This is a genomic window from Terrabacter sp. AAH1 (assembly GCF_054456855.1).
This window is the reverse complement of the sequence record NZ_JBTJJV010000008.1, coordinates 94,463-116,200: the sequence shown is the minus strand read 5'-3', so window position 1 is coordinate 116,200 and position 21,738 is coordinate 94,463. Positions and strand designations below refer to the sequence as shown.

The 21,738-nt window shown below is 73.9% G+C and carries 22 protein-coding genes; 10 read left to right on the top strand and 12 right to left on the bottom strand.

Annotated elements, in window-relative coordinates; all coding sequences use genetic code 11:
- Window positions 1-14 precede the first annotated feature (14 nt).
- Window positions 15-1,316, bottom strand: coding sequence for an APC family permease (locus ACXR8F_RS13780; protein ID WP_458801263.1), 1,302 nt, complete (start codon window positions 1,314-1,316; stop codon window positions 15-17).
- An 81-nt stretch (window positions 1,317-1,397) separates the two neighbouring features.
- Here ACXR8F_RS13780 and pdxR point away from each other — a divergent pair, with 81 nt between their 5' ends.
- The gene (gene pdxR / locus ACXR8F_RS13775) at window positions 1,398-2,873 is read left to right on the top strand and encodes a MocR-like pyridoxine biosynthesis transcription factor PdxR (protein WP_458801261.1); all 1,476 of its coding nucleotides are present in this window, start codon (window positions 1,398-1,400) and stop codon (window positions 2,871-2,873) included.
- Here pdxR and ACXR8F_RS13770 read toward each other — a convergent pair.
- From ACXR8F_RS13770 to ACXR8F_RS13755, 4 genes are read right to left on the bottom strand one after another with little or no spacing between them, the layout of a single operon-like run.
- A complete protein-coding gene (locus ACXR8F_RS13770; RefSeq protein ID WP_458801259.1) occupies window positions 2,836-4,026 on the bottom strand; it encodes an MFS transporter in 1,191 nt (396 codons plus the stop codon). The two genes, pdxR and ACXR8F_RS13770, sit on opposite strands and share 38 nt — an antisense overlap.
- 52 nt (window positions 4,027-4,078) lie before the next feature.
- The gene (locus ACXR8F_RS13765; RefSeq protein ID WP_458801257.1) at window positions 4,079-4,711 is read right to left on the bottom strand and encodes a cation diffusion facilitator family transporter; all 633 of its coding nucleotides are present in this window, start codon (window positions 4,709-4,711) and stop codon (window positions 4,079-4,081) included.
- Window positions 4,708-5,640 carry a cation diffusion facilitator family transporter gene (locus tag ACXR8F_RS13760; protein ID WP_458801256.1) on the bottom strand — a complete coding sequence of 311 codons (933 nt, stop codon included), beginning with the start codon at window positions 5,638-5,640 and terminating at the stop codon, window positions 4,708-4,710. The genes ACXR8F_RS13765 and ACXR8F_RS13760 overlap by 4 nt, the downstream gene beginning before the upstream one ends.
- Window positions 5,637-6,020 (bottom strand): ArsR/SmtB family transcription factor, encoded by a 384-nt coding sequence (locus ACXR8F_RS13755; RefSeq protein WP_045192099.1) that lies wholly within the window; start codon window positions 6,018-6,020, stop codon window positions 5,637-5,639. Before ACXR8F_RS13755 ends, ACXR8F_RS13760 begins: the two co-directional genes overlap by 4 nt.
- A 121-nt stretch (window positions 6,021-6,141) precedes the next feature.
- Here ACXR8F_RS13755 and ACXR8F_RS13750 point away from each other — a divergent pair, with 121 nt between their 5' ends.
- Window positions 6,142-7,125, top strand: a complete 984-nt coding sequence (locus ACXR8F_RS13750; RefSeq protein ID WP_458801254.1) for a DUF389 domain-containing protein — start codon at window positions 6,142-6,144, stop codon at window positions 7,123-7,125.
- Between the two features lie 42 nt (window positions 7,126-7,167).
- On the opposite strand, the gene ACXR8F_RS13745 is transcribed toward ACXR8F_RS13750, so the two are convergent.
- From ACXR8F_RS13745 to ACXR8F_RS13735, 3 genes are all read right to left on the bottom strand, one after another.
- A complete protein-coding gene (locus ACXR8F_RS13745) occupies window positions 7,168-7,833 on the bottom strand; it encodes a hypothetical protein (protein WP_458801252.1) in 666 nt (221 codons plus the stop codon).
- 123 nt (window positions 7,834-7,956) lie between these two features.
- A complete protein-coding gene (locus tag ACXR8F_RS13740; RefSeq protein ID WP_458801250.1) occupies window positions 7,957-8,748 on the bottom strand; it encodes a pentapeptide repeat-containing protein in 792 nt (263 codons plus the stop codon).
- A gap of 1 nt (window position 8,749) precedes the next feature.
- Window positions 8,750-9,145, bottom strand: coding sequence for a DUF2237 family protein (locus ACXR8F_RS13735; protein ID WP_045192096.1), 396 nt, complete (start codon window positions 9,143-9,145; stop codon window positions 8,750-8,752).
- Window positions 9,146-9,196: 51 nt separating this feature from the next.
- Here ACXR8F_RS13735 and ACXR8F_RS13730 point away from each other — a divergent pair, with 51 nt between their 5' ends.
- From ACXR8F_RS13730 to ACXR8F_RS13720, 3 genes are read left to right on the top strand one after another with little or no spacing between them, the layout of a single operon-like run.
- The gene (locus ACXR8F_RS13730; protein WP_045192094.1) at window positions 9,197-9,643 is read left to right on the top strand and encodes a hypothetical protein; all 447 of its coding nucleotides are present in this window, start codon (window positions 9,197-9,199) and stop codon (window positions 9,641-9,643) included.
- Window positions 9,640-10,068: a TIGR03618 family F420-dependent PPOX class oxidoreductase gene (locus tag ACXR8F_RS13725; RefSeq protein WP_082081034.1), complete on the top strand. Its 429-nt coding sequence runs from the start codon at window positions 9,640-9,642 to the stop codon at window positions 10,066-10,068. Before ACXR8F_RS13730 ends, ACXR8F_RS13725 begins: the two co-directional genes overlap by 4 nt.
- Window positions 10,065-12,215 (top strand): penicillin acylase family protein, encoded by a 2,151-nt coding sequence (locus tag ACXR8F_RS13720; protein ID WP_458801248.1) that lies wholly within the window; start codon window positions 10,065-10,067, stop codon window positions 12,213-12,215. Before ACXR8F_RS13725 ends, ACXR8F_RS13720 begins: the two co-directional genes overlap by 4 nt.
- On the opposite strand, the gene ACXR8F_RS13715 is transcribed toward ACXR8F_RS13720, so the two are convergent.
- Window positions 12,197-13,069, bottom strand: coding sequence for a glycosyl hydrolase (locus ACXR8F_RS13715; protein ID WP_458801246.1), 873 nt, complete (start codon window positions 13,067-13,069; stop codon window positions 12,197-12,199). The two genes, ACXR8F_RS13720 and ACXR8F_RS13715, sit on opposite strands and share 19 nt — an antisense overlap.
- A gap of 106 nt (window positions 13,070-13,175) precedes the next feature.
- Between ACXR8F_RS13715 and ACXR8F_RS13710 the strand changes: the two genes are divergently transcribed.
- The 3 genes from ACXR8F_RS13710 (at window position 13,176) to ACXR8F_RS13700 (ending at window position 16,304) form a co-directional block, all read left to right on the top strand.
- Window positions 13,176-14,591: a hypothetical protein gene (locus tag ACXR8F_RS13710; RefSeq protein WP_458801244.1), complete on the top strand. Its 1,416-nt coding sequence runs from the start codon at window positions 13,176-13,178 to the stop codon at window positions 14,589-14,591.
- Between the two features lie 104 nt (window positions 14,592-14,695).
- A complete protein-coding gene (locus tag ACXR8F_RS13705; RefSeq protein WP_458801242.1) occupies window positions 14,696-15,163 on the top strand; it encodes a hypothetical protein in 468 nt (155 codons plus the stop codon).
- A gap of 58 nt (window positions 15,164-15,221) precedes the next feature.
- Complete coding sequence (locus tag ACXR8F_RS13700) at window positions 15,222-16,304, top strand: DNA polymerase IV (protein WP_458801240.1); 1,083 nt, start codon at window positions 15,222-15,224, stop codon at window positions 16,302-16,304.
- 19 nt (window positions 16,305-16,323) lie between these two features.
- On the opposite strand, the gene ACXR8F_RS13695 is transcribed toward ACXR8F_RS13700, so the two are convergent.
- Window positions 16,324-16,761 carry a MarR family winged helix-turn-helix transcriptional regulator gene (locus ACXR8F_RS13695; RefSeq protein ID WP_045192132.1) on the bottom strand — a complete coding sequence of 146 codons (438 nt, stop codon included), beginning with the start codon at window positions 16,759-16,761 and terminating at the stop codon, window positions 16,324-16,326.
- Window positions 16,762-16,904: 143 nt separating this feature from the next.
- Between ACXR8F_RS13695 and ACXR8F_RS13690 the strand changes: the two genes are divergently transcribed.
- The gene (locus ACXR8F_RS13690) at window positions 16,905-18,143 is read left to right on the top strand and encodes an MFS transporter (protein WP_458801238.1); all 1,239 of its coding nucleotides are present in this window, start codon (window positions 16,905-16,907) and stop codon (window positions 18,141-18,143) included.
- Window positions 18,144-18,201: 58 nt separating this feature from the next.
- Here ACXR8F_RS13690 and ACXR8F_RS13685 read toward each other — a convergent pair whose 3' ends face one another.
- Window positions 18,202-18,690 carry an Hsp20/alpha crystallin family protein gene (locus ACXR8F_RS13685; RefSeq protein WP_458801236.1) on the bottom strand — a complete coding sequence of 163 codons (489 nt, stop codon included), beginning with the start codon at window positions 18,688-18,690 and terminating at the stop codon, window positions 18,202-18,204.
- 135 nt (window positions 18,691-18,825) lie between these two features.
- Entirely contained in the window at window positions 18,826-20,472 is a 1,647-nt protein-coding gene (locus ACXR8F_RS13680) for an FAD-binding dehydrogenase (RefSeq protein ID WP_458801234.1), read from the bottom strand.
- 10 nt (window positions 20,473-20,482) lie between these two features.
- Here ACXR8F_RS13680 and ACXR8F_RS13675 point away from each other — a divergent pair, with 10 nt between their 5' ends.
- Window positions 20,483-21,733, top strand: a complete 1,251-nt coding sequence (locus ACXR8F_RS13675) for a glycosyltransferase 87 family protein (RefSeq protein ID WP_458801232.1) — start codon at window positions 20,483-20,485, stop codon at window positions 21,731-21,733.
- Window positions 21,734-21,738 lie beyond the last annotated feature (5 nt).

Genomic DNA, 21,738 nt, shown 5'->3' with positions numbered 1-21,738 from the left:
CACGGCGGCGAAGTCTAGGGGGCTGCGCTGGGAACCCCGGACCGGGTGAAGCGCTGGTAGGCGAGCGAGAGCGCGACGATGCCCAGCGCCCAGAGTGCGTGGGCCCCGTTCGCAACCAGCAGTGCGAGGACCGACACGAACGCGAGGAGCGCGGTCCACCACCCGGCGGTGCCGCGCGGAAGCAGGCGCAGCGCCGCACCCGTGCCGAGCACGTAGACGAGCGTGAAGCAGCCGGTGGCCAGCAGCATGAGCGGCGTCAGCCCGAGGTCCAGCGTGACCGAGGCCCCGACCGACAGCATCGACAGCAGCATGACGAGCACGATGCTGCGGCGCGGCACCTCTCCGGGGCCGCCGCCCCGGGCGAGCCACGCGGGCAGGGCGCCGTCCCGCGCGAGCGCCGCGCCGAGCCGCGACCCACCGGCGAAGTACGCGTTCATGGCGCCGACCGTCAGCAGCACGGCGACGACGGCGGTGACGACCCTCGCCTGCTCGCCCAGCGCGATCGCCATGAGGTCCGACAACGGCGCCTGGCTGCGGCCGGTCGCCGGTCCGAGCACGAGGAGGCTCGTCGTGGCCAGACCGAGGTAGAGGACACCGACCACGACGACCGCGACCGTCGTCGCCCTCGGCACGTCGCGGCGCGGGTCGCGGTAGTCGCCGGCGAGCGACGCGACGGCCTCCCAGCCGGCGAAGCCCCACACGAGGACAGCAGCCGCCGTCCCGACCGCGCCCCAGCCGTTCGGGGCGAAGGGGGTCAGCGAGGCGGTGCTGCCGTGGGGGAGCGCGAACGCGATCGTCGCCGTCATGAGCAGCGCGAGCACCGTGGCCAGGCCGAGCTGCACGCGTCCGGAGAAGCGCAGGCCCGCGAGGTTCATCAGCCCGGTGCCGACGATGAGGGCGCAGCCCACCGCGACGGTGGTCGCCCGCCCGCCACCGACGGCGTCGGCCACGTAGCCACCGGCCATCATCGACGCCGGCGGCGCCCCCACCGGCACGGCGAAGTAGAAGCACCAGCCGACCGCACCGGCGGCTCGCTCGCCGAAGGCTCGCCGCACGTACGTCGACACGCCACCGCCGTCCGGGTGTCGGGCGCCGAGGGCCGCGAACGTGCTGGCGAGCGGGACCGACAGCAGCACGAGGGCCGCCCACGCGACGAGCGACGCCGGGCCGGCGGCCTCCGCGGCGAGCGCGGGCAGGGTGATGACCCCGGTGCCGAGCACGGCGCCCACCGACAGCGCTGCACCCTGGGCGACGGTGAGGCCCCCCGCGCCCGGGAGGATCGGGGTCTGGGCTGCGGGCCGGACGGGTGCGGTCATGGTCCCAAGGATCCCGGTCGAGTGGACCGGTCAGAAGGTCCACTTCTTGCCCGTCGGTTTGGGCCACTCTAGGCTCGCCCCGTGGACCTGCACGTCACCCTCGCCGGCTCCGGCGACCTCACGGCCCAGATCTACGCGCAGCTGCGCGAGGCGGTGCTCGACGGTCGCCTCGCCGGTGGTGACCGCGTGCCGGCGACCCGTGAGCTCGCCACCAGCCTGCGGGTCTCGCGCGGCACGGTCACCGCCGCGTACGACCGGCTCCTCGCCGAGCAGCTCCTCGAGAGCAGGCGCGGGTCGGGCACCTTCGTCGCGGCGGGCTGCGTGCCGCCCGCTCGCTCGGGGACGGCGCGGGGACGGCGTACGCGACCCGGGGCCGTCACGCCGACGGCTGCCTGGCGCTCGCCCTCCGCCGCGCCACGGGTCCCGGGCGACGCGGCGTACGACTTCTCCGTCGGCGTGCCCGACGCGTCCCTCTTCCCGCTCGCGACGTGGCGGCGCATCGTGACCGGCACCCTGCGGCGCGGACGGCTCGCCCCGGACACGTACGACGAGCGCGGCGCCAGCCGGCTCGAGGGCGAGATCGCGCGGTATGCCGGGGTGTCGCGTTCCGTGGTCGCCTCCGCCGACGACGTGGTGACGACGGCAGGGGCGCAGCAGGCGCTCGACCTGGTCGCCCGGGTGCTCGTCGAGCCGGGCGACGTGGTCGCCGTCGAGGACCCCGGCTACACGGCGGCCGCGCGGCTCTTCAGCACCCACCGCGCGACGGTGCGCGGCGTGCCCGTCGACGGCGAGGGCCTCGTCGTCGACGCGCTGCCCGACGCGGCCCGTCTCGTCTACGTCACGCCCTCGCACCAGCACCCGACAGGTGTCGCGATGTCACGCGCGCGCCGGATCGCCCTGCTGGAGTGGGCGGTCCGGCACGACGCCGTGCTCGTGGAGGACGACTACGACAGCGAGTTCCGTTTCGCCGACCGGCCCCTGGAGCCCCTCCAGAGCCTCGACCGCGACGGTCGCGTCGTCTACGTCGGCTCGTTCTCGAAGTCGTTGCTGCCCGGCCTGCGGGTCGGCTACGCGATCGCGCCCAGCTCGCTCACCCCGGCGCTGCGCGAGGCGAAGCGGGTGACGGTGTGGGACGGCGACGCGGTGACGCAGCGCGCCCTCGCCGACTTCCTCGCCGAGGGCCACCACGCCGCGCACGTGAAGCGCGCGACGAAGGTCTACCGGGCCCGCCGCGACGAGCTGCTCCGCGGTCTGGCCGCTCTCGAGGACCGGCTCGAGGTCGTCCCGTCGGCCGCCGGGCTCCACGTGTGCACCTTCCTGCGCGACGGAGACCTCGACGACAGCGCGGTCGCCGACCGCGCCCTCGCAGCGGGCGTCTTCGTCGACCCCCTCTCGCCGAGGCACCTGGAACGACCGACCCGCCACGGGCTCGCGTTCGGTGTCGGCGGCATACGCGAGGAGGCGATCGGGCCCGGGCTCGCCGTGCTGCGCGACGTGATGCGCGGGGTGCGTGGTGAGGTCAGCGCGTCCCGACCACGGCGCCTCGCCGGCGGATGATCGCGAACTGCGACGCGAGCGGGACGATGCCGAGCACGAGGACCATCGGCACCGCGAAGCCCAGGCGCAGGTCGTCGGACCCCACGGCCCCGGTGAGCACGGCCCCGAGCAGCGCGCCGACGTAGTTGAACTGGTTGAAGCGCGCCACGACCTGGTCGGTGCGGTCGATGCGCTCGCCGGCAGAGTCCGACTCGCCACCGGCGATCGCCCCCGCCGCCGAGAAGCTGAGCGGCGCGATCGTCGCGACGGCTCCGCCGAGCACCGTGAAGCCGAGGACGGCGACGAGCCACGTCGGCGCGAAGACGATGACGGCCAGCGAGGCCGCGGCGACGACCCCGCTGACGCGCAGCAGCCACACCGCACCGTGGCGGTCGACGAGGCCGTCGCCGACCGCGCGGGCGAGCAGCGTCGCGACGAGGTAGGGGAGCGTCGCGAGCGCGGTGAGCCCGCTCGGGGCGTCGAGGGCGCCCTTGAGGTAGACCGGTCCCCACGTCGTGGCGGCCGTGTCGACCATGTAGAAGAGCACCATCGCGAGGCCGAGCAGCGCGATGCGTCGCCACGGCACGTCGATCGCCGCGTCGGACTGCGCCAGCTGGTCGCGGCGCACGAAGGGCGCCGCCAGGGCGGCGAGCGGCAGGACGAGCAGCGGGAGCAGGCCCGGGCCGAGGTCGACGTCCACGGTCGTGAGCGTCACGAGGGTGCCGAGGATGCCACCGGCCGTCCAGAACGCGTGGAACGACGGAAGGATCGGGCGGCGGTAGAGGTGCTCGACGGTGACTGCCTGCATGTTCGACGACGCGTCGACGAGACCGAGCGCGAGCCCGTAGACGGCCAGGCCGGCGACGAAGACCCAGAAGGCCGGCGCCAGCAGCAGCACCGCGAACCCGACGGTGGCGGCGACGAGGCCGGTGCGCACGACGACGGCGCTCGACGAGCGGGCCGCGACGACCTCGGCCACGACGGAGCCCGCGCCCGCGAGGAGCACGACCATGAGCAGCAGCCCGCTCACGGCGAGCTCGTCGAGGTCCCACTTCTCCTGGATCTGCGGCAGCCGCGTCGTCAGCGAGATGAAGAGCAGGCCCTGGACGAAGAAGGCGGTGCCGGCAGCGAGGCGCGCGCGGAGCAGGGGGGAGGACTCGGCCCGGAGTGTCACGGTTGGTCACCCTGTCGGCCAGGGGCCACGCCGTCAAGAGATCGCACGCGGGTCAGCAGCATGCGTCGCCGCGCCAGTTCGCGCGGCCCTCGCGGACGGCGACCCCGGCGATGACGAGGGCGGCGACCGCGTCGAGCCACCACCAGCCGAGCAGCGCGTTGGCGAGCAGGCCGACGAGCAGCACGGCCGAGAGGTAGGTGCACAGCAGGGTCTGGGTGCCGTCGGCGACGACCGCTCCCGAGCCGAGCTCGCGCCCGGTGCGTCGCTGCCAGTGCGACAGGATCGGCATGACGGCGAGCGAGAGGGCAGCGAGCCCGATGCCGACCACGGACGTGTCGGGCTGCTCCCGACCCACGAGGGCCCGCACCGACTCGAAGGCCACGTAGGCCGCGAGGGCGAAGAACGAGACGGCGATGAGGCGACGCGCCAGGTGCTCGCGCTCCTCGGGGACGGGGTGGCCGAACTGCCAGAGGATCACGAGGCCGCTCATCACCTCGACCGTCGAGTCGAGCCCGAACCCGACGAGCGCGGTCGAGTCGGCGATGCGGCCCGACGCGATGGCGACGACGGCCTCGACGACGTTGTAGGCGACCGAGGCGCCGGCGAGCAGCCGCGCCCGGCGCACGAGGGCCGCCCGCCGCGAGGGTGGCAGCAGCGAGAAGGTCGGCAGGGATGGGGTGCTCACCAGTCGGCTCCCTGGCACTGGCTGCGGTCGGTGGTCTCGATCTGGAGGGTCGCGTGTGCGACGTGGAAGCGCTCGCGCAGCATCCGGCTCGCGGCCTCGAGCACCTCCGCCCCGGCATCGGGTCGGGCGGTGACGAGGTGCGCCGTCGCGACGTCCATGCCGGAGGTGAGGGTCCAGACGTGGAGGTCGTGCACCTCGGTGACGCCGGGCACGTCGCACAGCGCGCGGAGGACCTCGGTCGGCTCCATGCCGGACGGGGCGTGCTGCCCGAGCACGGCGACCACCTCGCGGCCGAGCCCGACCGCCCGCACCGCGACGAAGACCGCGATGGCGAGGGCGGTCACCGTGTCCCACCAGGTGCTGCCCGTGGCCCGGACCAGCAGGGCCGCGACGACGACACCGATCGAGCCGACGGTGTCGGCGACCACCTCGAGGTAGGCGCCCTTGACGTTGAGGCTCTCGCCGGCGCCACCGCGGAGCAGCAGCAGCGAGGCGACGTTGACCGCGAGGCCGACGGCGCCGACCGCGAGCATCGTGCCCGAGGCGACCGATGCCGGCGACCCGATGCGGGCGAGGGCCTCGACGACGATGTAGACGGCCACCCCGAGCATGAGCAGCACCGCGAGCCCGGAGGCGAAGACCTCGGCGCGGTAGGAGCCGAAGGTGCGCCGCCCCGTCGTGTCGGCCCGGGTCGCGATGCGGGTCGCGACGAGCGCGGCTCCGAGCGTCACGACGTCGGCGGCCATGTGGCCGGCGTCGGAGAGCAGGGCGAGCGACCCGGACAGCAGGCCGGCGACGAGCTCGACGACGAAGAAGGCGCCGACGAGCCCGAAGGCGACGGCGAGCCGCCAGCGGTGCCGGCCGCCGGCGTGCGCCGCGAAGGAGCCGTGGGACCCGTGGGACCCGTGGGACCCGTGGTCGTGGCTCACGGCCGAGGACTCCCGTCGTGGAGGGCGTGCTCACGGGTGACGTCGAGCAGCAGACGCACGTGCGCGTCGCTGAGCCGGTAGTAGATGTTGCGTCCCTCGCGCCGACCGGTGACGACGGCGGAGGCGCGGAGCAGTCGCAGGGCCTGCGAGACGGTGGTCTCGGCGGTGGCGGTCGCAGCGGCCAGGTCGCAGACGCACAGCTCGCCGGCCTCGAGGAGGGCGTAGAGCAGGCGTGCCCGGGTGGGGTCGCCGAGCAGCTTGAAGACGCTGGTCACCCTGGCCAGCTCGTCGGGCCCAGGGGCGTTGTCGGTGGCCAGCGCCACCTTCTCGGGGTGCACGCAGGGCGTGGCGCAGGCGTCGAGGCCGGTGACGGTGCTCATGGTCTCCGCTTCGTCTGGCACGGTCCGGTCAGGCCGTTCATCTGAACGGATGTTCAGATGTCACTGTCGGGCCGTGCGCGCCGTCCTGTCAAACCGCCCCGCCGGCGGCAGACTGGCACGCATGCTCAGACTCACCGCGACGATCCCGAGCGAGCTGACCGAGGAGGTGACCCGGGTCCTCTCCGACTCCTCGGCGGTGAGCACCCTGGCCGTCATGCGAGGAGCCGCGCTGCGCCCGGTCGGCGACGTGGTCCAGGCCGACGTCGCCCGCGAGGGCGCCAACGCGATCGTCGAGAGCCTGCGCGATCTCGGGGTCCACGAGGGCGGCACGCTGCAGCTCGAGCCGGTCAGCACCTGGGTCTCGAGGGCCGGGTTCGAGGCCGACGAGGAGACGCCCGGCAGCAGCGCCGACGCCGTCGTGTGGGCCGAGGTCGCCCAGCGCTCCTACGAGGAGAGCGAGCTGAACTGGACGTTCCTCTCCTTCATGTCCCTCGCGACGCTCATCGCCGGCATCGCCATCGTCCTCGACACCCAGATCCTCGTCATCGGCGCGATGGTGCTCGGCCCCGAGTTCGGTGCCGTGGCAGCGCTCGGGGTCGCCCTGGTGCGGCGCCGGCCGCTGCTGCTCGCCGTGGCGGCGCGCGCCCTGGCGGTGGGCTTCGCCGTCGCGATCGCGGTCACCTGCGTGGCCGGGCTCATCGGGCGGGCACTCGGCTGGGTGACGCTCGAGGACATCACCGGCGAGCGGCCCGCGACGGGGTTCATCTACACGCCGGACAAGTGGTCGCTCATCGTCGCCGTGCTCGCCGCGGCCGCGGGCGTGCTGTCGCTGACGTCGGCCCGGGTCACCGGGCTCAGCGGCGTCTTCATCTCGGTCACGACGATTCCGGCAGCCGGCAACGTCGCCCTCGGCCTCGCCTTCGGGGCGTGGGGTGAGGTGCGCGGCAGCGGGCTGCAGCTCGTCGTCAACATCATCGGGATGGCGCTGGCGGGCTGGCTCACCCTCGCCCTGCAACGTGCGATCTGGTCGCGCGTGCCCGCGCCGCGGTCGCACTCGCGGCTGAACCGGCACGTCCACGCCGAACCGCCGCCACCCAGGCGGTGACGCTCAGCACTGACGCTCAGCACTGACGCTCAGCACTGACGCTCAGGGAGTGGCCGTCGACCGCGGCACGGGCGGCGGCAGCGTGAAGGTCGTCGACAGTGCGCCGTTGACGAGCGAGAGCAGCACGCCGGTCTCCTGGCGCACGACCGAGTAGCGGCTCGTCGCGACGGGCGACCCGGCCGCGGCCTCGTCGGCACCCGCGCGGGCGAAGAGCCCGAGCGAGAAGAGCCTGCCGTAGTAGCTGGGCGCGTCGAGCCCCGGCGGTGGCCCGTTGGCGCCGAGTCGCGCCAGGTGCTGGGTCATCGCGTCGAGCTGGACGGCGGCCGCGTTGCCCGACAAGGGGATCCGGTCCAGCACCCGGACGTCGTTGACGAGGTTGGCGTAGTCGGCGAGAGCTGTCGTGCGGTTGAAGACGGTGCTCGTGGTGAGGCTCGGGCGCGGCAGCGCCGTGACGGTGACGGTCGGCGTTGCCACCACGGTCGAGGTCGTCGAGTGCACGACGGTCGTCGTCGCGGTGACGGTGCGCGTGTCGATCTCGGTCACCGTGACGGTCTGCGTCGGCACGGGCGTGCCCGTGACCCCGGATCCGGCCACCTGGCTCAGCTCGACGCCGGGCTTGTCTGCGGTGCAGGCGGTCAGGGCAGCCGTCAGTCCCAGGACGAGGGCGGCCGGCAGTGCGGCGGCAGCTGCGGCTCTGGCTCGGCGCACGGTCGGCTCCGGTGCTCGACGGGACGGATGGTCACGATGGTCACGATGGTCACTGTGGCTCGATTGTGGGCTCTCGCCGCTCGCAGCGCGACCGAATGCGCCAACTGCGCAGTGCGCCCCCCGTCAGGTGCGTGCGGCCGCGAGCTGCGGCCGGGTGACGAAGAGCGCGCCGTCGACGACCGCGCCCCGCAGGTCGGCGTCGCGCAGGTCCGCCCCGAGCAGGTCTGCCCACCGCAGGTCTGCGCCCCGGAGGTCGGCGGCGATGAGCAGTGCGCCGCGGAGGTCCGTCGCCCGCAGGTCGAGCCCGCGCAGGTCGGCACCCACGAGGTCGGCGCCGGGGCCGACCCGCCGGGCCCTCCGTGACCGCCCGCGTATGCCGTCACGCCGCCGATGCCTCTCCCGCACGGTCGCGCTCACGGTCCGCAGCAGGTCGCCCACGCGCCCGCGAAGGGCGACGAGGTCGATGGCCAGGAGGGTGTCGGCATCGGCTGCGGTGGCGGCTCCCACCTCGTCGACGAGCCCGTCCAGCGCGGCGGCGGCGTCGGGGTCGGGCCCCAGCGCGACGGCCTCGAGGAGGTGGGCGAGCGTCTCGTGCAGCTGGCGCACGACGGGCAGGACGGCATACATCGTCGGGGCCGTCGTGGGCGCCTCGCGCCACGAGACGCCGCCGAAGGTCACCTGCGACACCTGCTGGCCCGCCCCGAAGCAGTCGAAGGTCACGCAGCCGCGCCAACCGCCCTCGAGGAGCCGGTCGTGGATGCCGCACCGGTGGTCGGCAAGCAGGTTGCGGCACGGATCGCCACCGGCCTTGTCGACGGGGAAGTCGGCCGACCGCGCGAAGGGCAGGGCGACGCAGCAGAGCCCGAAGCACTGTGAGCAGTCGGCCTCCAGAGGGGGGAGGGCGTGAGCCGTCATGTCAGAGAAGGGAGCTCGGGTCGTCGGGCACGTCGGCGGCATACGACTGGAGCAGCTGCAGCGGCACGACCTCGAGGGCCCGCTCGTGCGTGGCGGCGAGCACGACAGGTGCGCCCGCGCCGTCCTGGTGCGCCTGCAGCCACCGCACGGCGACGACGCACCACGTGTCTCCCGGCGTCAGGCCGGGGAAGCGCCACTCGGGGCGCGGCGTGACGAGGTCGTTGCCCACGCTGCGCTGGTGGGCGAGGAACTCGGGGGTGACGACGACGCAGATGGTGTGGCTGCCGCGGTCCTCCGGACCCGTCGTGCAGTAGCCGGTGCGGTAGAAGCCGGTCACCGGGTCGGTCCCGCACGGCTCGAGCTCACCGCCGAGCACGTTCCGTTCACGCGCTGCCATGGCCCAAACCTAGTCGCCGGAACGTGGCCGCTCGCTCGCTACGCTGAGCCCATGCTGGGGACGAAGGAGTACGAGCCCGACTACGTCGACGCCTGCCGCTCGCGGGTCGAGTCGCAGGTGGCGATGTTCCGTGAGGTGGCGCAGGCGGCCCGTGACCACGGCGACGCCGACGTCTCCGCGCTCGAGGGCGCCCTCGAGTCGCTCGAGTACGAGTACTTCAACAACATGCTCATCGTCCTCGAGGGCTGCTTCATCCACCGCTTGAGCGCCGCCGAGGGGCAGACCGGGAAGGCGCTGCACGAGGTGCGCGTGCTCGCCCGGTCGCTCGTCGAGAACGGCGGCACGGTGCTGGCCGACCCAGAGCTGGCGCTCGACCCCGAGCACACGGTCCTCGGGCTGTCGGCCGGCGACCCGATCACCCTGACGCTGCACCAGTTCCGTCGCATCTCCGACGCGTTCTTCCGAGAGATCCAGAGCAAGACGTCGGGCGACCGGTGACGGCCGGCCGACCCACGAGCGGGGCCGCTCTGCCCGCGGAGGTCGCCGAGTTCCTGCGCCGACCGAACTACGCGACGATCAGCTGCGTGCGCCCCGACGGCCAGCCCGTCTCGGTGCCCACCTGGTACCTCTTCGAGGACGGGAAGGTCGTCGTCAACATGGACGCCGGCCGCAAGCGCCTCGACTGGCTGCGGGCCGACCCCCGCGTGAGCCTCAGCGCCATGGACCCCGAGAACTGGATCACCCACGTCAGCCTCCAGGGCCGCGTCGTCGAGCTCTTCGACGACCGCGACCTCGGCGACATCGACCGCATCGCGTCGCACTACACGGGGCAGCCCTACCGGGTGCGCGACCGTGCCCGTGTCACGGCGATCATCGACGTCGACCGGTGGCACGGGTGGGGGCGCTTCAAGGACGCCACGTGACGCGCGAGCCCCTGGCCGGCCTGACCAGGGACGCCCTCGGTGTCCCGCACCTGCGCGCCGACGACGTGCTGGAGCTCGCCCGCCTCCAGGGCCGCGTCACCGCGCTCGACCGCGGCTGGCAGATCGAGCACCACCGCTGGCGCATGGAGGGGCGCACCGCCGAGTACGTCGGCGCGGACGGGGTGCCCTGGGACCGCTTCGCCCGCCAGGTGCGGCTCGAGGCCACCGTGCGACGCTGCTTCGAGCGGCTCGACGCCGAGACGCGGGCGTGGCTCACGGCATACGTCGACGGGGTGGACTCCGCCCTCGCCGAGGGGCTCACGGGCACACCGGAGGTCGAGGCGCTCGGGCTCGAGGCGTATGCCGCCGCGCCGCGCCCGTGGGCGCCGTGGACGCCGCTCGGCATCTTCTGGGGCATCCACCTGCTCTTCGGCACCTTCCCCGCCAAGCTCTTCAACGCCCACGTCGCCGACCGGCTCGGGGAGGACGCGCTGCCGCTGCTCCACGCCGAGGGTGTCGACCGCTCGGGGAGCAACGCGTGGGTCATCGGCGGCGCGCAGACCGCGAGCGGGCTGCCCCTCGTCGCGGGCGACCCGCACCGCACCATCGAGCTGCCCGGCTGCTACCAGCAGGTGGGGCTCGCGTGCCCCGAGTTCGACGTCGTCGGCTTCACGTTCCCGGGGGTGCCGGGCGTGCAGCACTTCGCCCACACGGGGTCGGTCGCCTGGGGCATCACGAACGCGATGGCCGACTACCAGGACCTCACGCTCGAGAGGCTTCGGTGCGACGGGTCGAGGGAGGACGGCGCCCCCGTGCTCGTGGCGCGCGGCCTCGACGGCTGGGAGCCGGTCGAGCACACGACCGAGACGGTGCGGGTGCGCGGCGAGGGCGAGCTGCACGTGCCCGTCGTCGTGACGGCGCGCGGCCCGGTCGTGACCGGGCTCGAGGCCGAGCTCGAGCGCGCCGCTGCGGTCACCGGCGACGGTGACGAGGCCGCGGCTGCGTGCGGACCGCCACCCTTCAGCCTGCGCACCCCGACCCAGGTCGAGAGCGACCTCGGCTTCGGCGCGCTGCTGCCCCTGTTGCGGGCCCGCACCGTCGACGACGTCGAGCGGGCGCTCGCGCGCTGGGTCGAGCCCGTGAACTCGGCGCTCGTCGCCGACACGAGCGGACGCATGCGCCACCTCGTCGTCGGACGGGTGCCGGACCGCGACGAGGCGGGCATGGTGCTGCCGCTGCCTGCCTGGGATTCCAGGCACACCTGGCACGGCTACCGCCGGGGTCCGGCCGTCGACGTGCCGGACGTCATGGTGAGCGCCAACGACCGGGCGAGCGGGGGAGGGCTCGGGGTCGAGTACGCGACGCCGTTCCGCGCCGAGCGCATCCGCTCGCTCATCGGGTCGCGCACCGGCCTGACCGTCGACGACTGCGCGGCGATCCACGTCGACTCCCGCAACGGCCAGGCCGACCTCATGCGCGAGCTGGTCGAGGCCGTCGAGGTGGGCGGCCGCGCGGCGCAGGTGCGCGAGGTGTTGCTCGCGTGGGACGGCCACAGCGACGCCGACAGTCACGGGGCCGCCGTCTTCGCGCGTTGGCGCACCGCCCTGGTGCGGTGGTTCTCGGACCACCCGAGCCTCGCGCCGATGCTCGAGCCGAGCGGCCACTCGCCGATCTTCGCCGCGTGGACCGGGGTGGTCGCGCAGATCGGTGCCGGCTGGCACTCCATGGCACGGCTCGCCCCCGAGCGCGGCATCGACGTCGCCGACGGGGTCCGCGCGGCCCTCGAGAGCGTGGCCGGACAGTACGACCCGGACGCCGCGTGGGGTGACCGGCACTGGCTCGACCCACTGCACGCGCTCGACGTCAGCGACCGGGCGCCGTCGGTGCCGCGCGACCCGGTCGGCGGCGACAAGGGCTGCGTGCTCGCCGCGGCGAGCGCGCCCGGGGTGACCGACCGCTGCTACGGCGGACCGGTCGCCCGCTACGTCTGGGACCTCGCCGACCGTGACGCGAGCCGGTGGGTGGTGCCCTTCGGGGCGAGCGGCGACGCCCGGGCCGACCACTTCGCCGACCAGACCCCGGCGTGGCTGGTGGGAGGGCTACATCCCGTGGAGGCCGGCCGGTCGGGTCAGGCGGGCACGAGGTAGCCCGCGGCGTCCAGCGTCACCGGCATCGGGTCACCGATCCAGAGCGACCCGTCCCGGCCGTCGTGGTGGAAGCCGAAGATCACGGTGCTGCCGTCGGGCCGGGTCACGACCGGGGCCGCGAAGAGCGTCGGGTCGGCCCGGAACGGCCGAGCCCGGGACAGGTCCCACGGGCCGAGCAGGCCCGGCGACGGCACCGACCACGTGCAGCACCCGTCGGCGTCGGCACGGCGCGCCGGGGTCATCTCTTCGGGGTGGCAGGTGAAGACGAGGACGGGCCGCCCGTCGATGACGAGGCTGCGCAGGACCTCGAGCTGCCCGAAGCCGGCGCCCGGCTCGCAGAGAGGCCCGCGCACCTCCCACGAGTCGAGGTCGGGACTCCAGGCGTGGGCGACGACACCGTCGTCGTTCTTCGCCGCGTCGCGGGCTCGGGCGGTGATGAGCAGGTGCCAGCCGTCACCCTCGGGGTCGCGCAGCACGAGCGGGTCGCGCCACGTCTCGCTGCTGCCCTCGAGGTCGGGCCCTTCGGTGGGGCCGGGGTGCGAGGCCAGCGTCTTGTAGTGCCGCGGGTCGATGCGGAGGGCCGGCTCGCTCGAGACCCGGGTCCAGTGCACGAGGTCGTCGGAGACCGCGGAGCCGATCCGCTGGTCGTAGATGTGGTGTCCCGCGCGAGAGACGGCCGTGTAGAACATCCGCCAGCGCTCGCCGTCGTGCACGGTCGACCCGGTCCAGATCGCGAGGTCGTCGAAGCCGCTGTCCGACGGGGTCAGGGCGTCCTCGACGACCTCCCAGTCGACGCAGTCGGTCGAGACGGCGTGCCCCACCGTGGCGTTGACGACACGGGCGACTTTGCCCAACTTTTACCATTTGCGGTACAAAACGTGACTCTGCACCGTACTGTTCTGCTATGAGAGGCCCTGCTCGACGGAGCGGGGCCGCGCTGACGCAGGAGAGGCGAGTTCGGTGACCACCCCCATGACGCCCACGCACGGTGCCCCGATGCGACCGGGACGGCCGGCCACGGCTGACGTCGACCGCTGGCTGCCCGACCCCTCCTGGCCGGTCCCGCCCCGCGGCTGGCAGCTCTGGGCCGCCGCCGGTGCGCCGACCCGCACCCTGCGTGACGAGTCCTCGCGCGGGGGCGACGGCGGCACCTCAGGAGGCGACAACGAGCCGGGACGTGACGCGGAGCCCCGCATCGTCCACACTGTCCCCGTGACGTCCGAAATGTCCGCTTTCGCCGCGCTCGAGGAGCCCTCGTTCACGCTGCCGGCCCGCCCGGGCCTGCTGGCCCCCGAGCCGGTCGACCTGCTCGCCGACCCCGAGCCGCGCCGCCTGCCCGAGGGCACCGTCTCCGGCTTCGCCGTCATCGGCGCCCTCGTCGCCTTCAGCTGCCTCGTGGGTGGCCTCACCGCAGGCTTCGTCGTCATCGGCGTCTCGCCGCTCCTCGCGGCCATCGCCGCGCTCGTCCGCGGGCGCGTGTCGCTCTCGTCCGTCGGTGGCCAGCGTGGTGCGGCGCTGCTGCTCGGCGCCGCCGTCGCGGCCCTCATCCTGCCGTCCGTCACGGCGCACGAGCGCCGTGCCGAGCCCGAGGCCGCCGGTGGTGTGCCCGTCAGCTCCCCGTTCTCCGTCGGCACCCAGACCGCGTATGCCGCCGTGCCCTCGGCACCCGAGTCCGCCGGGTCGGTCCAGGCGCCGGCCGCGACGCGTCCGGCCGAGGTGCCCGCTTCGGCGGCGCCGTCGGCACCGCCGGTTCCGCCGGCTCCACCCGTGCAGGCACCCCCGGCGGTCCCATCGGCCGTTGCCCCGGGACTCACGCTCGCGCTCGACGCCCTCGACCCGAGGCCCGGCAACGCCGAGGGCCCAGGGACTCCGGGGCAGCGCTCCGACGACAACTCGGGCAAGGGCTCCGACAACGGCCCGGCCAAGGCTGCCGACAAGGCGTCCGACAAGGCGTCCGACAAGGCGTCCAAGGCCGCGGACAAGGCGTCCAAGGCTGCTGCGGACAAGGCGTCCAAGGCTGCCGACAAGGCCGCGAAGAAGGCCGCCGACAAGACTGCCAAGGCCGCCAGGGCGAACGAGAAGGCAGCCAAGGCTGCCCTCGCCAAGGCCGCCAAGGCGGCTGCGGCGCAGGCCCGCCAGGCGCGCGCCCAGGCCCAGCCGGCAACGCAGGGCTTCGCACCCGACCCCACCTCGCGGGCGATCCTCGGGTCTTCGAAGAAGGCCGACCGGGCGTCCGGTGGCACGGCCGTCCCCACCGGTCAGGCCAGGGCCGACGTGATGGCCGCCACGAGGCTTGCGCGACAGGACGCCGAGAACGCCGCCAAGGCGGCGAAGACCGTTGCGGCCAAGGGTGTCTCGGCGACGTCCGGACACTGACAATCCACGCGACCCGCCCGTCAGCCGCCCGTCAGCCGCCCGTCCCTCGAGCCGAACCTGCAGGCCTCGGCGCCAACCCGGCTCGCGTGTGCCACAGTGACCTCGTGGCGCATTCAATGACCCGGGGCACGATCGTTTGGTTCGTCGGTTCCGCCGTCGTCGGTGCCGCCGCCGGCGGGCTGCACCTGCTCCGCTCCGAGCTCGGCGGCGCCCACACCGGAGTGCCGCTCGCCGTCGGCGCCTTCGGCCTCACGGTGCTGGCCGCCGCGATGCTCTTCCACGGTGTCGTCCTCGCGGCGCGTGAGCAGGACGCCGCCGCCGGCCCGGCGCCCGTCGACGACGACCCGACGGGCGGAGACACCCGGACCCGCAGCGCCCCCAGCGCCCCCAGCGCCCCGAGCGCCCCCAAGGCCGCCGGGGCCCCTCGACGCTCGGAGCCTGTCGATCGCTCCGACCCGACCGAGTCGTCCGGCACGCCCGAGCCGCCGGCCGTCTACACCTTCCGGGCCGGCAGGCAGGTCACCGACCAACCACGGCGGCCCGCCAAGCGCGACCGCCCGACGCGCGGCTGACGTCCGCCCGGCCACCGGCACCGCCAGCACTGTCGGTCCGCGCGGGCACAATGGCGTCATGAGCGCCGGGCCCGCCCGTTGGGTGCTGCACGTCGACCTCGACCAGTTCATCGCGGCGGTCGAGCTGCTGCGCCGACCCGAGCTCGTCGGCAAGCCCGTCATCGTCGGTGGGCGCGGCGACCCGACCGAGCGGGCCGTCGTGTCGACGGCGAGCTACGAGGCCCGCGAGTTCGGGGTCGGCTCGGGCATGCCGTTGCGTCTGGCCGCACGCAAGGCACCCGACGCGGTCATCCTGCCGGTCGACGCGCCGGCATACACCGAGGCGTCCGAGCGGGTCATGGAGACGTTGCGGTCCCTCGGCGTCGTCGTCGAGGTGCTCGGGTGGGACGAGGCGTTCCTCGGGGTGCAGACCGACGACCCCGAAGCCTTCGCGCATCGGGTCCGGGGCGCGGTGCTCGAGGCGACCGACCTGCACAGCTCGGTCGGCATCGGCGACAACAAGGTGCGGGCCAAGATCGCCACGGGCTTCGGCAAGCCGCGCGGTGTCTTCCGGCTGACGCGCCACAACTGGTTCGAGGTCATGGGCGACAGGCCGACGATCGACCTCTGGGGAGTCGGCTCCAAGGTCTCGAAGCGCCTCGCAGGTCACGGCATCGAGACGGTGCGCCAGCTCGCGGACGCCGACGAGGCCACGCTCGTCGGCGAGTTCGGGCCTCGCATGGGCGTCTGGTACTCCCGGCTGGGCCGGGGCATCGGCTCGGCCGTCGTCGACGACTCGCCCTGGATCGCGCGGGGGCACAGCCGCGAGACCACCTACCAGAGCAACCTGACGACGCCCGCCGAGGTGCGTGACGCGGTGCGCGACCTCGCCGAGCAGGCGTTCGACGACACCGCGAAGGAGGGCCGGCCGGTCTTCCGGGTCACCCTCAAGGTCCGTTACGCGCCGTTCTTCACCCAGACCAAGGCCCGCAAGCTGCGCGCCCCGACGTCCGACCGCGACGAGGTCGTCGCCGCGGCGGTGGAGCTGGCCGCGACGCTCGACCCGGAGCGCGAGGTGCGGCTGCTCGGCGTGCGCGCCGAGATGGTCATGCCCGAGGGCGGCGACCCGGTCGAACGCACCCCGGTCCGCGGGCGGCTCTGAACCGCCGCATCGGCAGTCGTCAGGAGCGGTGGAGGAACTCGACGAGGGCAGCGAGCTCGGGCACCTCACCGGCGCTGCCGAGTGACTCCTCCAGCACCTGGTCGTGGGTGGGGCTCGCCTCGGCGTGGAGTCGCCGCCCGGAGGGGGTGAGCTCGGTGTAGATGCCTCGCCGGTCGTCGGCGCAGAGCACCCGGGTGAGCAGGCCGCGGTCCTCGAGCCGGTTGACGAGCCGGGTCGTGGCCGACGAGGAGAGCGCGGCGGCCCGGGCGAGCTGGGACATCCGCATGTGCCAGCCGTCCTGACGTGACAGCGCGTCGAGAACGGTGAACTCGACGACCGACAGCCCGTGCCGGCGAACGAGCTCACGCTCGAGTGCGGCCTCGATGTGTCCGTGCAGCGCAGCGAGGGTGCGCCACCCGGAGGCGCGCACCTCGACGGCGGTGTCCGCGATTCCCATGCCCCCATCGTAGCGCGCGTTTGCAATATGCCGCGCGTGCAACTAGCGTCGCTCAGCGTCAAGTAGTTGCACACGCGGCATACCGGCGAAGGCAGAGAGGCTCGGCCCCGGCGTCCGCACCTGTTCGGAAGGACCAGGAACCCATGCCACTCGGTCTCATCGCCCTCGCTCTCGGGGGCTTCGGCATCGGCCTGACGGAGTTCGTCATCGCCGGCCTCCTCAGCACCGTCGCGGCCGACCTCGGGGTCGGCATCCCGACGGCCGGCTACCTCATCAGCGGCTATGCCCTCGCCGTCGTCCTCGGCGCGCTGGCGCTCCCGCCGCTGCTCGGGCGCTGGCGTCCCAAGCGGGCGCTGCTCGTGCTCATGGGACTCTTCGTCGCCGGCAACGCGCTCTCGGCCCTCGCCCCCGGGTATGCCGTCCTGCTCGGCGGTCGCGTCGTCGCCGCCCTCGCGCACGGGGCGTTCTTCGGCATCGGCGCCGTGCTGGCGGCCTCGCTCGTGGCCGCCGACCGCAAGGCGGGCGCGATCTCGATCATGTTCGGCGGCCTCACCCTCGCCAACGTGCTCGGCGTGCCGCTCGGCACCTTCGTCGGCCAGCAGTGGGGCTGGCGCGCGACCTTCGCCGTCATCGCCGCCGTCGGGGTCGTCGCGGCCGCCGGCATCGCTGCGCTGGTCCCCGACTCGGGCGACGTCGAGGCCGACGGCGAGGCTGGTCCCGGCTCCCGGTCGACCGTCGGCCTCCGGGCCGAGCTCGAGGCCTTTCGCAACGGCCAGGTGTGGCTCTCGCTCGGCATGACGGTGCTCGTCTTCGGCGGCATGTTCGGGGCGTTCATGTACGTCGAGCCGCTGCTCACGCGGGTCACCGGCTTCGACGAGTCGGCGGTGCCGTGGCTGCTCGTCCTCTTCGGCGTCGGGCTCTTCGTCGGCAACCTGCTCGGCGGGCGCTGGGCAGACCGGGCGCTCGCCCGCACCCTCGTGCTGCTCACCGTGGCGCTGGGCGTCTCGCTCGTCGGCTTCGCCCTGCTCGCGCACAGCCCACTGGGATCGGCGGCGATGCTGCTGGCGATGGGCTTCTTCGGCTTCGCGACCGTGCCGGGCCTGCAGATGCGGGTGCTCGCGCACGCGGCGGGCGCTCCGACGATGGCGTCGTCGGCCAACATCGCCGCGTTCAACCTCGGCAACTTCCTGGGCGTCTGGCTCTCGGGCCTGGCCCTGGCTGCCGGGCTCGGCTGGACGTCACCGCTCTGGGTGGGGGCAGGCTTCGCCGGCCTCGGCCTCGTCGTCATCCTCGCGGCCAACGCCGCCGAGCGCCGCGCGGCCGAGCGCCGCGCGGTCGTGGACGGTGAAGCGCTCGCCACCCCGGTCGGTGCGCCGGCCTGATCCGCACCCGGACAGGTGCAGGGGCTCGGCGGTCCACCGCCGAGCCCCCCGGTCCTGGTCAGGCGGACGCGTGTTCCTTCGTCGCCTCCGTGTCGGCCCCCTCGATCTCGCGGTGCGCGTCGGCCGACGAGCCTGCGTGCGACACGGTGATGCGGCGCGGCTTCGCCTCCTCGGCGACCGGGATGGTCAGCGACAGCACGCCGTCGCGGTAGTCCGCCTCGATGCGGTCGAGGGCGAGGCCGCGGCCGAGCGAGAGCTGGCGGGCGAAGGTGCCGGCGGGCCGCTCGCGCGAGAGCCACTGGGCGCCCTCGGCCTCGGGCGACCGGCGCTCGGCCCGGACGGTGAGCGTGCGGTCCTCGACGTCGATGTCGATGGTCGACGGGTCGACGCCGGGCAGGTCGATGTGGGCGATGAAGCTCTCGCCGGACCGGTAGAGGTCCATCGGCATGATCGACCCGGAGGCGGATGCCCCGCGCAGGCCCTCGCCCAGCAGGCGGTCGAACGTCCGGTCGATGGAGCGGAACGGGTCGAAGGTGGTGGTGCTCATGTCTACTCCTCGGAGAACGGGGCCGACCTGATCGGCCTCAGTGAACCTTTCTTGAGTGATAACCGCTCAACTTCGTGCTCTGTTCCCGTTGTAGACGATCCGCGCGGGTGTCGTCAAGACCCTCGCCCCCCAGCGTCAGAGGGCCGCCGCCACCGAGCGTCCGGCGGTGCGGCCGCTGAAGAGGCAGCCGCCGAGGAAGGTGCCCTCGAGCGAGTTGTAGCCGTGCATGCCGCCACCGCCGAAGCCGGCCACCTCGCCGGCCGCGTAGACGCCGGGGAGCGGGTCGCCGCCGGGCCGCAGCACCCGTCCCGCGAGATCCGTCTCGAGCCCGCCGAGGGTCTTGCGCGTGAGGATGTTGAGCCGCACCGCGACGAGCGGTCCCGCCTTGGGGTCGAGCAGCTTGTGCGGGCTCGCGACCCGGATCAGCCGGTCGCCGCGGTAGTGGCGGGCCCCACGCACGGCGGTGATCTGGGCGTCCTTCGTGAAGTCGTTGTCGATCTCGTTGTCGCGGGCCACGACCGTACGGCGGAGCGACTCGAGGTCGATGAGGTCGTCACCGGTGAGGGCGTTCATCCCCCGGACCAGCTCGTCGAGCGAGCGGGCGACGACGAAGTCCTCCCCGTTGCGCATGAACGCCTCCACGGGCGCGGGTGCGCCACTGCGCGCGCGACCCAGCACCTGGCGTACGTCCTTGCCGGTGAGGTCGGGGTTCTGCTCCGAGCCGGAGAGGGCGAACTCCTTCTCGATGATCTTCTGCGTCAGCACGAACCACGAGTAGTCGTAGCCGGTGCGCATGATGTGCCCCAGCGTGCCGAGCGTGTCGAAGCCGGGGAAGTAGGGGGCCGGGAAACGACGGCCGCGCGCGTCGAGCCACAGCGACGACGGGCCGGGCAGGATGCGGATGCCGTGGTTGTCCCAGACGGGGTCCCAGTTGCGCAGGCCCTCGGTGTAGTGCCACATGCGGTCGGGGTTGATGACGTTGCCGCCGGCCTGCTGGGTGATGCCGAGCATCCGGCCGTCGACGTGGGCGGGCACTCCGGCGACCATGCGCGCCGGGGGCGTGCCGAGCCGCTCGGGCCATGCCCGGCGCACGAGGTCGTGGTCGCCGCCGATGCCGCCACTCGTCACGACCACGGCCTGGGCCGCGATCTCGAAGTCCCCGACCTCCTCGCGACTGCTCGGGCGGCCGCGCTCGACGCCGTCGGGCGCCAGCACCCGTCCCCGTACGCCGGTCACCGTCCCGCCCGACAGCACGAGGTCGTCGACGCGGTGCCGGAACGCCAGGGTCACGAGGCCCTTCTCGACGGCGGCACGCACGCGCTTCTCGAACGGCTCGACGATGCCGGGGCCGGTTCCCCACGTGATGTGGAAGCGCGGCACGGAGTTGCCGTGCCCGTCGGCCCGGCCGTCGCCGCGCTCGGCCCAGCCGACGACGGGGAAGAGGCGGTGCCCCTGCTCGTGCAGCCACGAGCGCTTCTCGCCCGCGGCGAAGTGCAGGTACGCCTCCGCCCACTTGCGGGGCCAGAAGTCCTCGTCGCGGTCGAACTGTGCCGAGCCCATCCAGTCCTGCGTGGCGAGCTCGAGACTGTCGCGGATGCCCATCCGGCGCTGCTCGGGGCTGTCGACCAGGAAGAGCCCCCCGAAGCTCCAGAAGGCCTGTCCGCCGAGCGACTGCCCGCCCTCCTGGTCGACGAGCACCACCCGCTTGCCGCGGTCGGCGAGCTCGGCGGTGGCGACGAGGCCGGCGAGACCGGCTCCCACGACGACGGCGTCGGCATCCATGGCTCAGATCATGTCATCCGGTGCGGCCCGGTCCGCGCCCGTGGTCTGCGACGATGCGAAGGTGCTGGCTCCGGCCCGGGTGAGGTGGGTGCGCCTGCTGGCCGGACCCGCGCCGGTCGCAGCGGTGGTGCTCGTCGCTGCCGTCGCCGCCGCCGTGCTGACGAGCCTGCGTGGCGGCCTCACCGATCTCGGCGTCTACCAGGAGGCAGGTCGGGCCCTGGTCGCCGGGCCGCCCGCCACGGCGCCGCGCGACCCGGTGACCGGCTTGTCGTTCACCTACCCGCCGTTCGCGTCGGTCGTCATGGTGCCCCTGGCGTTCCTGCCGGCCTGGCTCGCGGCTGCCGTCTGGACCGGCGCGTCCACCGCGGCGCTCGCGGCGGCCGTCGTGCTGGTGCGACGCGCGCAGGACCGCCCGGCACCGGGCTGGCTCGCAGCCGCCGTCGCCGGGGGCGCCGTGGCTCTGGAGCCCGTGTGGCAGAACCTCGCCTTCGGGCAGGTCAACGTGCTCGTCATGACGGCCGTGCTCGTCGACCTGCTCCGGACCGAGCGGCGCTGGTCCGGCGTGCTGCTCGGGCTGGCCGCCGGGGTGAAGCTCACCCCGCTCGTCTTCGTCGTGCTGCTCGTCCTCGTCGGTCGTCGTGCGACCGCCCGGCGTGCGCTCGTGACCTTCGGTCTGACGGTCGCGGCGGGCTTCCTCGTGGCACCCCGCTGGGCCGTGTCCTACTGGACCGACGGCCTCGTCGACGCGGGCCGGGTGGGGCCGCCGTCGCTGACGCACAACCAGTCCGTGTACGGCGCCCTCACGCGGCTGCTCGACGCGCGGCCGTCCCTGCCGCTGTGGCTGGCAGTCGCCCTGCCCGTCGGCGTCGCGATCGTCGTCACCGCGCGGGCCCGGTGGCAACGCGGTGACGTGCTGCTCGCCACGTGCCTGGCGGCGCTCGCCGGGCTCGTCGTCTCGCCGATCTCGTGGTCGCACCACTGGGTGTGGGCGGTGCCGGTCGCCCTCGTGCTCTGGGAACGCAGCCGGTGGGCGGCAGCGTCCTGGACCGCGGTCTTCGTGGCCCGGCCGATCCTCTGGCCTCCGTGGGGCGGGCGCCGCGAGTACGCCTGGGGCCCTGTCGAGCACCTCGTCGGCAACGCCTACCTCCTCGCCGCCCTCGCCGTCTGCGTCTGGGCGGCGCTCCCGCTCACGCACCGACCGGCATACGCTGTCGGCGAATCTGCCCGTGGCAGAGAGAGATTCCGTATGCCGCAGCGCTGAGCAAC